This window comes from Paenibacillus sp. YN15 (assembly GCF_003285005.1).
Classification (GTDB): Bacteria; Bacillota; Bacilli; order Paenibacillales; family NBRC-103111; genus Paenibacillus_AR.
On the sequence record NZ_QMFA01000032.1, the window covers coordinates 48,494 to 63,277 of the forward strand.

8 protein-coding genes are annotated in these 14,784 nt (G+C 54.2%); 7 read left to right on the forward strand and 1 reads right to left on the reverse strand.

Annotated features, from left to right (window positions below):
* The first annotated feature begins 43 nt into the window (after positions 1 to 43).
* Positions 44 to 2,983: a beta-phosphoglucomutase gene (gene pgmB / locus DQG13_RS21720; protein WP_113022110.1), complete on the forward strand. Its 2,940-nt coding sequence runs from the start codon at positions 44 to 46 to the stop codon at positions 2,981 to 2,983.
* 309 nt (positions 2,984 to 3,292) lie between these two features.
* On the opposite strand, the gene DQG13_RS21725 is transcribed toward pgmB, so the two are convergent.
* Complete coding sequence (locus tag DQG13_RS21725) at positions 3,293 to 6,475, reverse strand: chitobiase/beta-hexosaminidase C-terminal domain-containing protein (protein ID WP_220094432.1); 3,183 nt, start codon at positions 6,473 to 6,475, stop codon at positions 3,293 to 3,295.
* A 209-nt stretch (positions 6,476 to 6,684) separates the two neighbouring features.
* Between DQG13_RS21725 and DQG13_RS21730 the strand changes: the two genes are divergently transcribed.
* The 6 genes from DQG13_RS21730 to DQG13_RS21755 all read left to right on the forward strand — a co-directional run bounded on the left by DQG13_RS21730 (position 6,685) and on the right by DQG13_RS21755 (position 14,783).
* Positions 6,685 to 8,253, forward strand: coding sequence for a response regulator (locus tag DQG13_RS21730; protein ID WP_113022112.1), 1,569 nt, complete (start codon positions 6,685 to 6,687; stop codon positions 8,251 to 8,253).
* A complete protein-coding gene (locus DQG13_RS21735; protein ID WP_113022113.1) occupies positions 8,243 to 10,009 on the forward strand; it encodes a sensor histidine kinase in 1,767 nt (588 codons plus the stop codon). The genes DQG13_RS21730 and DQG13_RS21735 overlap by 11 nt, the downstream gene beginning before the upstream one ends.
* Positions 10,010 to 10,092: 83 nt before the next feature.
* Positions 10,093 to 11,007, forward strand: a complete 915-nt coding sequence (locus tag DQG13_RS21740; RefSeq protein WP_113022115.1) for an ABC transporter permease — start codon at positions 10,093 to 10,095, stop codon at positions 11,005 to 11,007.
* Positions 11,001 to 11,861: a carbohydrate ABC transporter permease gene (locus tag DQG13_RS21745; RefSeq protein WP_113022117.1), complete on the forward strand. Its 861-nt coding sequence runs from the start codon at positions 11,001 to 11,003 to the stop codon at positions 11,859 to 11,861. The genes DQG13_RS21740 and DQG13_RS21745 overlap by 7 nt, the downstream gene beginning before the upstream one ends.
* 29 nt (positions 11,862 to 11,890) lie before the next feature.
* Positions 11,891 to 13,432, forward strand: coding sequence for an extracellular solute-binding protein (locus DQG13_RS21750; protein ID WP_113022119.1), 1,542 nt, complete (start codon positions 11,891 to 11,893; stop codon positions 13,430 to 13,432).
* 19 nt (positions 13,433 to 13,451) lie between these two features.
* A complete protein-coding gene (locus tag DQG13_RS21755) occupies positions 13,452 to 14,783 on the forward strand; it encodes an FAD-dependent oxidoreductase (protein WP_113022121.1) in 1,332 nt (443 codons plus the stop codon).
* Position 14,784 lies beyond the last annotated feature (1 nt).

Below are 14,784 nucleotides of genomic sequence, written 5' to 3' on the forward strand. Positions count from 1 at the left end.
GTAGAGGGATGTAGAAATATAGCCGAAGGCAGGGTGGAGCAGGATGAAAAACCAGATTAAGGCCGTTTTGTTTGATCTTGACGGCGTGGTGGTCAGAACGGACAAATATCACTATGAAGCATGGAAAGTATTATGCGATAAACAAGGCTGGAGGTTCAGCGAGGAGATCAACAGCCGGCTGCGGGGCGTGTCCAGAATGGAATCACTGGACATTATTCTCGCGGAAAATCAGATAACGGCGTCGTCTGTGCAAAAGCAGCAATGGGCGGAGGAGAAAAACGGCGTTTATCTGGACTTGCTCGGGCATATTTCGGAGGAGGCGATTATTCCCGGGGTTTTGCCGCTTATTGAAGGGATTCGCCAGTGGGGAGCCTGTACCGCCATTTGCTCCTCCAGCAAAAATGCGGTCTATATTTTGGAGCGATTAGGATTAACGGGATATTTTGATTTGGTTGTCAGCGGACAGGATATTGAGAAGACGAAGCCCGATCCGGAAATCTTCCTTACCGCAGCCAAACGGCTGGGAGTCTACCCGGTGCAATGCCTGGTCTTCGAGGATGCAGCCTCCGGCATCCAGGCGGCCATTGCGGCAGGAATGCGCAATATCGGCGTGGAATTTGAGAATCCGCTGCCCGCGGCCTTCGAGCGCATTTCCTCCTATGAGGAAATTGATCTGGATGAGCTTTTGGTATCCGGCCGGAAACGGCCCTTGCCTGTCCATCCCTGGCAAATAACCGAGACGGAGATTACTCTGTCCAAACGTTCCAATTGGGATACCCTGTTTGCCCTGAGCAACGGGTATATGGGGGTAAGAGGAACTTTGGAGGAGCGGCAGATGGCTCCGTACAGCACCCAGGGCATGTACATTAACGGCATCTACGGGTATGAGGACCATCATCATCTGATATGGCGCAAGGGTTTTCCCAAGGGCTGGCATGCCATGCTGAATTTGTTCGACTGGATGCCGTTTTCGATTGCAGTGGACGGCGAGGTTTTTGACATGCTCACGGGAAATCTGCTGGAGTACACCCGGACGCTGGATATGAAGCGGGGGATTCTGGAGCGGAATACCTTGTGGGAGAGTCCGTCGGGCAAGCAGGTGCGCATCCGGACGGAGCGGGTGGTCAGTATGGTGCGGAAGCATCTGGCGGCGGTCCGGCTGGAGGTGACGCTGGTCCGGGGCGGCGGCGAGGTGGAGATCGAGTCTCTGCTGAACCATCATGTCTACAACCGGCAGTTCGGTGAACGGCCGGTGCAGCTGACGGAGTGTCAGCGGCATAAGGAGCTTCCCGCATTCCATTATGTGACGGACACAACCGGTTTTCAGGTGGGGGCGGCGCTGGGGCATCAGCTTGCCGTTTCAGGGGAAGACGGAACCGGTGCAGAAAGCGCCGATTTCCAAACCTACCGCTGGAGGACAGTCTGCCGTCTTGCCCAGGGAGAGTCTGCGGTTCTCACCAAGCTGGCCGGCTTCTATACCTCTCTGGAGGCGGACGGCGGGCTTGTGACCCAATTGGCTGTGGAGGAGGTGAAGCGGGCCATGGAGGATGGCTTCGACGCACTCGTCCGGGAGCAGGCAGCCTTCTGGAGCCGCTTCTGGGAAACGGCAGATATCGAAATCGACGGCGATCCAGGAGCCCAGCAGGCGCTGCGGTTCAATCTCTTCCAGCTTCGGCAAAATCATGCGGATGACGGAATCCGCTCCATATCGGCTACCGGGTTAACGGGCAACAACTATGGCGGCCATATTTTCTGGGATACGGAGATGTATATGGTTCCGTTCTTCCTGTACACTGACCCGGCTCTGGTCCGCCCGCTGCTCCAGTACCGCGTGCATATTCTGGATGGGGCCCGGAAGCGGGCCGAGGAAATGGACGGCATGGGCGCCTTGTTCCCGTGGATGACCATTTCCGGCGAGGAGCCCAATGGAGACTGGGGCTGTGCTACGGCCCAATATCACATCAATGCGGATATTGCCCATGCCATCCGGCAGTATGACCGGGCTACCGGGGATCGGGAGTTCATACTCGGCGGGGGCGCGGAGACGGTGTTCGAGACTGCCCGGTATCTGGCCCATAGGGGCAAGTTCATTCCGGCGAGGGGCAACCAATTCTGCATTAACATGGTTTGCGGTCCGGATGAATACGGCTGCGCCGTCAATAATAACACCTATACCAACGCCATGGTGAAGGCGCATCTGGAGTATGCCCTGTCCCTGGCAGAGCGCCTGCGTGCGGAGCATCGGAAGGAATGGGCCTCCCTTGCGGAGCGCATCGCGTTGACGGATGAGGAGCTGCAGCTTTGGCGGAACGCCGCCGCCCGGATGTTCATTAATTTCAACGTGGAGCTGGGCATCCATGAGCAGGATGACAGCTACCTGTACAAGGACCCGGTGGATATGGCCAAAATTCCCCGGAATGTGAGCATCCACGGCAAGAATCATCCGCTGAACAATTGGCGGCTGCAATTGACCAAACAAGCGGATGTGGTGCTGCTGATGTTTGTGCTGGGCGAGTGGTTCGACACCGGGGTCAAGAAGGCCAACTATGATTTCTATGAGCCGAAAACCACCCACGGCTCCTCCCTGTCGCCGGCCATACACAGCATTGTGGCGTCGGAAATCGGGTACCATCAGGAGGCGGAGGATTACTTCTACAATTCCTTGTATCTGGATCTCAAGGATTTGCGCCGCAATGTGGCCGGCGGCATTCATCTTGCCTGCAGCGGCGCCGTGTGGATGGGCGTGGTGAACGGGTTCGCGGGCATGCGGGATGAATCGGCAGGGCTTAAATTTGCGCCGGTATTGCCCAAGGGGTGGACGGCCTACCGCTTCAAGCTCCGCTGGCAGGGACGTTTGCTGTTGGTGGACGTGGATTCGGATGGCGCTAAGCTCCGGCTGCTGGAAGGGCCTGCCCTTTCCCTTCGGCTCTACGACCGGCTCTATGAGCTGGCTGAGGGCGAAACCGCCGCTGCCGAGAGATAAAGGGAGGATTTCGATTTTACCGGTTGTCCCGGCAATCCCCCGGAGCCTTCCAGAATTTGCATTACGCAGGATACGATGACGAACTGGCTGCAGGTTTCCCGTTTGTCGCTCTCCGCAAGGATGCAACAGAGCGGGTACGGAGCCAAGCGTACAGTGAGTATGTGTCCCGGATCAAAGCCCGGCAAGCCCCTTCCGGCAAGGAAGGGGCTTTTGAATTTCCGGGAATCCTGTTGCCTTTGCTTATAGTCCGGAAGAGAAGAGGCCTGAGCGTCTGCCGTTCGCGGCGGACTCGTCAAGACCACCAGCAGTTCACTCGGAGGCATCCAGCCGGTTCAGGTTCACATCGTCGATGAAGGAGGTAGCTTCCTGTGTGGCTGCGGCTCCGACAAAGCGGATGGTATGGGCTCCTGCCGAGACCGTGAAGCTTTCTGTGACGAATGGCTGGAAAGCGGTGGATGCAGTTGTAAATGATCCAATCTGAGTATCGTCAACAAAAACCTTGAAGGAATGGTCACGACCGCCTGAAGTGCTTCGTTTGGCCGCTTGGAAAGTTAGGTTGTATGTTCCTTCCTTAAATTCTAAATGCTGCCTGATCAACCCTTGACCGCCGCTGACACTTTGCAGAAACGCAGTCTGGTTGCCTTCGGGGGCGGGCGGTGGCTGGAAGGCGCTTCCATTAGGATGAACTCCTGCATACCCGTTAAAGTACCACGATTCTGTGAAGGGCCCCTTTCTGTGGGCGGCCAGAACGGGCGCTTCGAACCCTTCGTTGCTCAATTCCTCCAGGGGCGGCCCAAGCTCCGGTTCTTCCGGCAACGGATTAGGCTGCGGGTTTTCCGGCAGCGGAGGGGAGCCCTTCGGTCTGATGCGGACATCGTCGATGAAGACAGTGCTCTCCTGCGGTGTTTCAATTCCGGAGAATCGGAGAGTATGGTACCCGGCGCTTGCGGTGAACCCTTCTGTTGTCACGAGAGCAAAGCTGCCGGATGGGTTCGGTTGGTATGTGCCCAGGAGCTGGTCATCGAAATACACCTGGAAGGGCAGGATGTCGCCGTATGAAGGCCGTGACGCCATTCGGAAGGATAGCTCGTACTCACCTTCACGGAAGTTGATGTCCTGGATCAGCTCGCCGGTAATTCCGCTGCGGCTGATCATAAAAGCGGTTTGCGTCCCTTGCGGAGCAACAGCTGCGGCAAAGGCGCTTCCATTCTTCTGCACTCCGGAGCGGTAATCAAATGCCCAGCCGTTAGTGATCGGTCCGGTCAAATAAGCCGAAGTGACGGGCATCTCAAACCCGGCATTGTAAATGGTAACCGCCGGCTCTTCATCCTGGATAAGCGTACTGATGTAGTAACGCTTGTCATCGGAAGCCGGATTCGGGTCCTCGAACAACCCTGCCGTGCTTACGGGGCCTGTAAGTGTTTTATAAAAAAATAATCCGTCCGCTCCATAAGCAATACTTGCCGTCCCCGTAAAAGAAAGCTCCTCTGCGCCGTCATAAGCAAGGAAGTCATAACCGTCCGGTCCGGCGCTGACATTGCCGATTTTGTACAACCGGAATACGTTGGCGGAGGGCTCTAGCCCCCCCTTGAAAGCGGCCGCTGTTATCTTCTTGGTGCCTGTTGTTAAAAAGATAGGTCCTGTGTAAAGAGTAGAGGACAAAGTTGGTGCACTGCCATCCGTTGTATAGCGGATTTCCGCGCCTTCCGTGGCGGTTGTGATGGTTAACGCCTCAGTAAATGCGTACTTTCCGTATTCCAGACTGAACTGCGGTATATCCGCCCTGCCGGCTGCAGGCGCAGGCTGTACCCGGATCAAAGCAATGCCATAGCTGTCGGGGTCTTGAACGCTGGACGCCTTGACGGCTACCAGCTTCTCTTCATCAACAGCCGGGGCGGTATAAAGGCCCTCTGCAGTAACAGCCCCGTTGCCGCTGCCGATCACACTCCATGTGACACCCCCTGTATTGTCAATGACAGAGGCAGCCAACTGCTGCGCTTGACCGGCTGTCACTACTGGCTCCAGAGGGGTCACCTCCACCTGGGTCTGGGGCGGCAAGGTCGTATATACAATCACATTATGCTCCGCATCGATATCCGAATCGGTGAAGGAGGACCCTGCACCGGTGCTGAAAGACCCGCTTGCCGAAGGAATAACCGCGTTTCCTTCCAACTGCACATCCGCCTGATAGACATGCTTGTAGAACGTTTTGCCAACTGGCGGCTCCCCTCCAAAATCGAAGGTTACCTCCTTATCTGTCCCTGCCTTCGCCTCCAGAAGAATGGTATACTCTCCGTCGGCAGTTTTGAACACGGCGGAGCGGAGATCTTCCGAATCTGTATTCGAGGTCACGACTGTACTGTTGGCGGGGATGTACCGGGTCAGCAGGCTGGCCTCATAATAGCGCTTGTACGGTTTTGTTCCCAGCACCAGGGAATCCCACATGGTATAATTGCCATTGGTATCCGATCCCACATAGGGATCAGGCAGCCATACACCGTTCAACTGCCAGATCAGCGCGCCTTTGATGCCATGGTTGGCAGCCTTGATTACAGATCCGGCCAAACCGGCCTCCCATTTGGATTTGTCCTCGGCAAAGCCAAACTCTGTCATAATCACGGGCTTGCCGTCTGTAACATTCATCCGGTCTGCAATGGAGGCGGTTAATCCGTCATAGGACTGGCCGTACACATGGAAGGTGTAGGCGTCGAAATAATCGGCCGCATGGTCGTGCATATACTGCGTCCATGCCGGACTCCCCGATTCCTCCGGCCCCCAGATTTCCACCTGGTCCCGGAGATTGTCTGCCGTCAATTGATCAGAGATCTTGCGTACCATTTGCGCATAATACGCATTCTGGTCGCCGGGCGCTTCAAAGTCCCAGTTGCCGTTGGGCTCATTGTAAAACGTCAGATATTTGATATTAGCGTACCCTTTGACATTGATCAATTGATCCAATACGGCGGAAGCCGCATCCGCAAAAGCATCCAGATCCCGGGGGGCGCTGATCCGCTTGTCCGACACCTCGCTGAAGCTGAACCAGCTTTGCGTATCGGCCCCGACTTTCCAGCCGAAATTAAATTCAACCTCTGTTCCCGCTGCCTGCAAGGTATCCAAATATTTGTAGAAGCTTTGCATCTTACTGCTGTTCCAGTCGTAGACACCCTTCTGCTGCTCCATCCAGTCCAGTTGGAACCATACCCGGGCAATCTTCGGCTGCATCATGGCGATCCGCTTGCGGTCCATCTCCCAATGCGCTTCACTATAGCCAAATTGGGACGTGCCTTCCATGAAACTGACCGGAATCAGGTTAACTCCGACACCCAAAAAATTCTCCTGGACAATTTCGGAAGAATTGATGGCGACTGTGTAGCCGCCAATGGCGGCCCTGGCCGTCGGCGCCGGCAGCACAAGCACCTGGAGAGCCAGCAGCAGCGCCAGAAGCCCAGAGCTGTTCCTATAGCCATTCTTTTTCAAGCTTTTCCCTGTCATCTCATTTCCCCTTTCGCCTTATGGATTGCCTTCAAGAAGAAACCGCTTGCATAATCAAGAATAATATGTACCGCACCTGAATGTAACAGGGCAGCGATATGGATTTTACATGGGATTGTTATGTTATCCGTCATGCCCGCCATCTGGACGCGGATGACAAAATTGATTTACAATAAAACGACAGCGGATTAGGATGGAGGAATGGGAGAATGGATATTCTGATCATTGAAGACGAATTGGCTGTCCTGAATGGCATGCACAGCGCGGTGCAGTCTCTCGGCGGCCGAGTCGGCCGAATCTTCGCCATCGGGGATGCAGAGGCAGCGGCAGAGCTTATTGCGGAGCATCACCCCGAGATTATCGTTACCGATATCGTGCTTCCGCAGATGAGCGGATTGGATCTGCTGGAGCAAATCATGGATGAAAACTACCAGCCGAAGGTGATTGTTGTTAGCGGATACAATGATTTTGCCTATGCCCAGCGCAGCATCAAGCTTGGAGCCGTCGATTACATGCTCAAGCCCTTTGTCCGGGAGGAATTTATCCGGAAGGTGCAAAGCGTCATGGACATGGTGGATAAGGAAAAGGAGACCAAGCTGCAGAATAAACAGGATTCCCGCTCACTTCTGGGAACCCGGCTGTTGAGAGATAAATTTATTATGGGACTGTGCACCAACCCTGTTTCCCTTAACGAGAACACGGTTCACCGTCTGAAGTTTTTCGATATGGAGTGGCTTGCGGACAGCGGCTGCACCATCATCGCCGTAGACCGCCTGGAGCACAGTTCTGCCGCGTTGACGGAAAGGGAGATAGAGCTGAAGGTGTTTGCTGTCGGCAATGTTGTGGAAGAAATCCTGCAGCAAGGTCCCCCGTCCGTTATTGTCCAGAATATTCACCACCAGTGGATCATTCTTACGTCTGCAGAGAACACGGATGCATTGACCCGCACAATTATGACCTCTGTTAAAAAATACCAGCGCATTGATGTGTGCGCGGGGATCAGCAGCCGGATCCATTCGTTTATGGGCATAGCGGAAGCGTATGCACAGGCAGTTCGTGCCATGAAGCTGGCCCTGGCGGGACAGGGGACGTCCTGTCTCAGTTACCCGGACATCGCCGCCATGGCGGAAGGAGACGGAAACAAGATCGATTTCGGGCGAATGGCGGAGTTTGTATATCTGGGGGACAGGGACAAAATCCATCGGGCGGTTGCCGCGAAGGTGCATGAACTGACCCTGACGGGGGAAACGGCCAACCGGCAGGCCTTTGTCCAGGGCTGTCTGGAATGGGTCGTCCAGGTGCATGCCGTGATGGCGGACAGGATGCTGGTCAAGCCCAAGCCCATCTCCATCCAGCTATGGGTTGACCTGGAGCAGTGCGGCAGCTACGAACAGATCCGGGATTACTTGATTCAGTACTTTACGAATCTCTCCGGCCATATCGTCACCATCCCCATGAATCCCATCATCGAAAAAGCATTGGCGATTATGCGCAGCCGCTATTCCGAAGCGATTACTCTCCAGGGTCTGGCGTCGGAGCTGTCGGTGCATCCCGTCTGGCTTAGCCAGTTGTTCAAACGGGAGACGAAAATCACCTTTTCCCAACAACTGACCGAGATCCGGATGGAGGAGGCCAAGCGTCTGCTTGATGAATCCAATCTGAAGATTTATGAGATTGCCGAGCAGGCCGGATACAGCGATCTGCAGCATTTTGGCCAGGTTTTCAAAGCCAGGACAGGCATGACTCCGAAGGAGTACCGCAGCCGCCATGAAAAATAACGCCGCCGTTGTCCGGCTTACCCTATTCAAAAAGCTGTTTTTCACCCTCATTCTGACCGTGTATATTCCATTGCTGCTGGTCGGATATCTGACCTATGCCAAATCAAGCGAGCAAATTGAAAAAATGACAGCCGCTTTTCTGTCCGATAATCTGGAGTATAACAAGACCCGCATTGAAGAATCCTTCAGGCGGGTGGAAAGCCAATCCGTGGCGGTATATTCCTCGTCCAAGCTGCAGACGCTCCTGGAAAATGTCAGGCAAGGAAATATGATTGAATTTGAGTATATCAACAGCATTGCGACACTCCATCATGAACTGGGAAGTCCATATTATTTAAGCGTATACCCCATTGCCGCTGCCCCATACCTGGAATACAACAGCCTGCGGGCCAACTCTCCGGTGAAGAGCACCGACTGGTTCAAGCACGCGTTGGAGATGGAGGGAAACGGCTTCTGGATACATGAACACAGCAACAGCTTTATGGGGCCGGCCTCCAGCTTTTATTACATCCGGCCCATACGGGCCCTGCAGCTTCCGCGCCAGTTCGAGAACATCGGAGTCATGACCTTCCGCGTGCCGGCCAAAGAGATCCAAGAGCAGCTGCTGCTCCTGGACCGCTATCCCAACCATCGGATCACCATCTATGACAGCCAAAACGAAGATATGCTGACAGCATCCGCCGGCGCCGAAATGGAAGGCTCCTGGCTGAAGGAGGAGCCTGCCGCCCGGAATCAGGCATTCAGGGTTGTGGAGAAAAACGGCCGGGAGCTTTATGTAGCCTCACTGTCAATCGGCAGCTACGGCTGGAAGCTGGTTTCCACTATCCCCGTTTCTGATGTGAACGGCCCCATCCAGCACCTGAAACAATTCACCTGGTATATCATCCTCATCAGCCTCGTCTTGATCTCCATTCTGCTGGCTGCCGTATCCAACAGCTTTACGGCGCCGGTTCAAGTGGTGGTTGGCCATATGAAAAAGCTGGACTTGGGCATTCTTGAGCGGTGTACGGGATATTCGTCAAGAAAGGATGAGATCGGCCAACTGGCATTCGGCTATAACAGAATGATCCAGAGCATGAGTGATCTGCTTGAAACCACCAGAACAACAGAACAGGAAAAGCGGAGGCTGGAGATCCAGATGCTGATGCATCAAATCAATCCGCATTTTCTGTACAACACCTTAAGCTCCATTACCTGGAAAGCCGAGCTGGCCGGAGAATCCTCCATCGCCGAGATGACCGCTCTGCTTGCCGATCTGCTGCGCTTCAGCCTTAACGAGGGGGAAGAATTAACCACAGTGGAAAGGGAAATTGAGCATGTGAAATGTTATCTGAAGATTGAATTGCTGCGCAGCAACAGCGGCTTTCAGATCATGTACAATATTCATCCGAGGGTGTGGAACAACCCGTATATGAAGCTGACTCTGCAACCGATTGTGGAGAACTGCGTCAAGCACGGAATGAAGAAGCTGCCGCCGGGAACAGGCAAAATTATGATCTCCATGTATGAGGAGCGAAACGAGCTCGTCTGCGTGGTGGAGGACAATGGCCCCGGCTGCACGGAAGCGGAGCTGGATGAGCTGAACCGTCTCCATTGGGACCCCAAAGCAGAAAAAGGCGGCCGGATCGGCCTGCTCAACGTAAGCAGGCGGCTGAAGGCGCACTTCGGCCCGGACGGCAGCCTGAGCTTTGAGCGAAGCGGCAGCGCAGGGCTTCGCGTCATTGTGCGCCAGCCTCTTTTTCCCCCGGCAACATAAGGATCCCTTGTAAACTCCATATCACTACCCTGTTCATGAAAGTCCGTGAACAGGGTATTCTTGTGCCATAGGAGGTATACAAGATGACGAAATCGAAGACATTGCGGCTCATGTGGAATTACCGCTACTTGTACTTGATGCTGCTGCCCGGAATTGCGTATTACGCCATATACAAATACGCGCCCATGTACGGCACCATTATCGCGTTCAAGGATTTTAATCTGGGCAAGGGCATATTCGGCAGTTCATGGGCGGATCCGTGGTATAAGCACTTCAAGTACTTTTATGATTCGCCCTATTTTGCAACCATTCTCAGGAATACCCTTTTGATCTCCGTATACAAGATGGCCTGGGGAATCGCACCCGGCATTATTTTTGCCATTCTGCTGAATGAAGTACGCAATAAGTACTTTAAACGAATTGTGCAGACCATTACGTATTTGCCCCATTTTCTTTCATGGGTCATCATTTATGGCATTCTCATCATCTTCCTGTCCGAGTCAACAGGTCTGGTCAATGACCTGATCCGGAATCTGGGCGGAAACAACATACCGTTTCTCACCTCCACCAGATGGTTCCGAAGTATTTTGGTGGGTTCGGAAATCTGGAAAGAATTCGGTTGGAACGCCATCATTTATTTGGCGGCGATTGCGGGAATCGACCCGACCTTGTACGAAGCTGCCAGGGTGGACGGCGCCGGACGGCTACGGAATATCTGGCATGTTACCCTTCCCGGAATCAGCAATGTGATCATTCTGCTGTTCATTCTCAAGCTCGGCCACATTCTGGAGGCCGGCTTCGACCAGATTTATATCATGTACAACGTGCAGGTGTATTCGGTAGCTGATATCCTGGACACATATGTATTCCGCACGGGTCTGGAGCAGTTTAATTTCAGTCTGGCTTCCGCCATCGGCTTGTTCAAGTCCTTCTTCGGATTGCTTCTGGTGCTGACAGCCAACAAGATTGCGCAGAGATGGGGTGGAGGAATATGGTAATCGGCAAAAAAGAAAAGGCGTATATCGCAAGTGTGTACACACTTCTCTGTATAGTCGCCCTCAGCGTAGTTTTTCCGCTCCTGTATGTGGTCGCAGTATCCTTGACTCCCTATTCGGAGGTGCTGAAGAACGGCGGCTTCGCCATCATTCCCCGCAGCGTCAATTTTGAAGCCTACGGCGCTTTTTTGAGGGATCACAAAATCCCCCGCGCTTATGAAGTAACCGTTTTCCTGACTGTGGTTGGAACCGCCGTCAATCTCCTTCTGACCTCTTTGATGGCCTATCCGCTAAGCAAAAAAAATCTGCCGTTCCGCAGCCTGCTGTTGCTGCTGATCCTGTTCACAATGCTATTCGGCGGAGGCATGATTCCCACTTATCTGGTAGTCAAGGGTACGGGCTTGCTCAACTCCGTCTGGGCCATGATTATCCCGGGAAGCGTCGCCACCTTCTACCTGCTGATTATGAAAACTTTTTTCGAGAACCTGCCGGAAAGCCTGGATGAGGCCGCCAAAATTGACGGAGCCAGTGAAATCAGAATATTGTGGCAAATTGTGCTGCCCTTGTCCATGCCGATTATGGCTACAGTGGGATTGTTCTACGCTGTGGGCCACTGGAACGAATTTTTCAATGCCATTATCTATGTCTCCGACAGCAGCCTGCATCCGCTTCAGGTTACACTCCGGGGAATCCTGAAGCAAACGGAGCTGCCGGAGCTTGATGTGGAACAGGTTTTGCCTACCCAGTCGCTGCAGATGGCCGCCGTCATCCTCTCCACCTTGCCTATCCTTATTGTTTACCCTTTTATCCAGAAGTATTTCACCCAGGGCGCCATGCTGGGATCGGTAAAAGGCTAACATAAAATCATCTATCGGGGGAATGAAAAATGAAACCAAAGCTCACGGGAATGCTCGCAGTGTCTCTTTCCTTCACCATGCTCTTCAGCGCCTGCTCAGGGGCAAAATCCTCGGGGGAGTCCCCTTCTCCTTCGGGCGGAACCGGTCAGGCCAGCCCCTCCGCCGCTTCCAAGGAGCCGATCACCGTCAATTTATTCCGGTCCGGGCAAGGGCTTCCGGCTCCCGATCAGGACATTATTCTGCCGCGGCTGAATGAAGCTCTCAACATGAAGCTGAATTACAAGACGGCGCCCACCGAATACGAGCAGCAGCTGACTGTGCAGATTGCCGGAGGAACCCCTCCCGATGTGTTCTCCGTCACCAAGGAGCAGATGTACCAGTTTGTGCAGCAAGGACTGCTGTTGGACCTGGCTCCGTACTTGAGCGACACGAAGAATTTTACAGAAGAGAACGGCTTTACGAAGATGCATATGCTGAAGGGAGTTGTAGACGGCAAGCAGTATGCTATCCCCTACCGTCCGCTGATTCCCGTGCAAACCACCTTCTGGGTCAGACAGGATTGGCTTGACAAGCTGGGTCTGAAGGCTCCGAAGACATTGGATGAGCTTAAAGCGGTGGCGAAAGCCTTCGTGGAGCAGGACCCCGATGGCAACGGCAAAAAGGATACCATAGGCATTACCGGCAATGGCTTCAAGGGTACCTTAAGCCCCGTCTTCGCCGCCTTCGGCGTGGCAGAGCCCGGACAGATGATGATCCGCGACAATAAGGTGGTCTATTCCACAGAACTGCCGGAAACCAGGGAAGCCATTGCCTACATCAATGGAATGCTCTCGGAAAATCTCATTGACCCGGAATTCCTGACCAATAACAGTCTCATGCATCAGGAAAAGGCCTTTACAGGCAAGGCGGGCATCATCTATGCCCACTGGGCGCATATCAAAAGGGGCGATATGGTTGAAAAAATGAACGCCATCAACCCCAATCAGGTCTGGACCCAGCTGGATGCCATGATTGGTCCCAACGGACAGAAATTTGCGGATTACTATGATGAAGGCGCCGCCAACGCGCGCTGGGTCATCCCGAAATCACTGGAGAAGCAGCCGGAAAAAGTAAAGAAAGTTCTGGAATATTTGGACTATGTATCCGGTGGTGAAGGGCAGCTTCTTGTGAATTACGGTATTGAAGGGCGCAACTACAAGATGGAAAACGGGAAAATTGTTCTGGTTCCGGAGAATCAGACGGAAATGGGGCATGCCAGCATTCATCAAACTACAGGCCGTGTGGAACTGGATTACCTGAATACCAAGTTCCCCGACCTTGCGCCCTACTTCAATTTTACCAACGAGCTTCCGGTCATCAGTGTTTATGGCAATTTCGCTACCGTTCCTTCAGGCGTCAACCCTGCGGATAAGCTCAAGTATGAGGAAGAGGAGCTCGTGAAGTTCATCTACGGAAGACGGCCCTTGTCCGAGCTGGATGCGTTTATCAAGACTCTGCGGAACACGTACGGGCTTGACAAATATATTGATGAAACCACCAAAGCGGTGAAGGATCTTGGGATTCTGAAATAACGGAAGGGAGGCTTTAAAAATGGAAGCAGCAAGCTGGCATGGCCTGCCGCTGGCGGAGGAATACGATGTGGTTGTCGTCGGAGGCGGCACCTCCGGTTCCATTGCGGCGATTCAAGCGGGAAGATGCGGCGCAAAAACCGCATTGATCGAGAAGAACGGCATTCTCGGAGGGACCATGGTCGTGGCTGCCGTCAATTTCCCGGGCTTGTTCCATGCCTGGGGCAAGCAAATCATCAGGGGAATCGGCTGGCAGATCATCGAGGAGGTCGCGCGCCGGAACGGAGCTGTTCTCCCGGACTTTTCCGTTCCCTATCGGGAGCACCGGCACTGGGAGCATCAAATTCTGGTGAACAAGTTTGTTTACAGCACGGTGCTTGATGAATTTTGTCTTGCAGCCGGTGTGGCGTTAAGATTTCACGAGATGCCGGCGGCAGCGTATTTCGAAAACGGTCAAGTGCACTTGGTGGTAGCCGGCAAGACCGGCCTCAGCCTGATTCGCGCCAAGAAGGTCATTGATGCCACCGGCGACGCCAATGTGGCCGGGCTGCTGGGCTGCGAGCGCGAGCGCAGCGGTAACCTGCAGCCCGGCACCCTGATGTACGCTATCGACGGCTACCGGTTTGCCGATGTGGACCGCAATGCGCTTGCAGAGCTGTACCGCGCAGAGTCCGCCAAGGGAAATGTGCTGATCACCGATCACTGCCCCGCTCAGGTTCCCTTCCTCAGGGAGCTTGAGGCCGGCGGCGGAAATTATATGCATGTAACGGATATAGACGGTTCCAGCTCCTTCTCCCGTTCTGCGGCAGAGATCAAGGGGCGGCAGGCGATCATGCGCATCTATCAATTCCTCCGCAAAGTGCCGGGCTGCGAAAACCTGAAGGTGGCTTTCATTGCCAACGAGTGCGGCATCCGGGAAACCTTCCGCATTGTTGGGGAGAAGCGGGTCACCTGCAAGGAGTATACGGACGGTCATGTGTGGGAGGACGCGGTTTGCTACAGCTTCTATCCCATTGACGTTCACCAGCATGACAGCAACACGACGGATATCCGTCCGCTGTCCTGGGATGTATTCCCGACGATTCCTTTGGGCGCGTTGATCCCCAAGGGCCACGACCATGTGCTGGCGGCCGGTCGTTGCATCTCCGGCGACCAGGAAGCAAGCTCCGCCTTCCGGGTGCAGGCGTCATGCATGGCTACCGGGCAGGCGGCCGGGGCGGCTGCGGCGCTTGCCGCCAAACGGGATGTTTCCGTGCGCAAGCTGAATTCGGATGAGCTGTCTGCGCTTTTGGAGCAGCACGGGGCTCTGGTGCCGGGAAAGTCAACCCTGCTTCCTGCCTCGCAGCCATTATAAC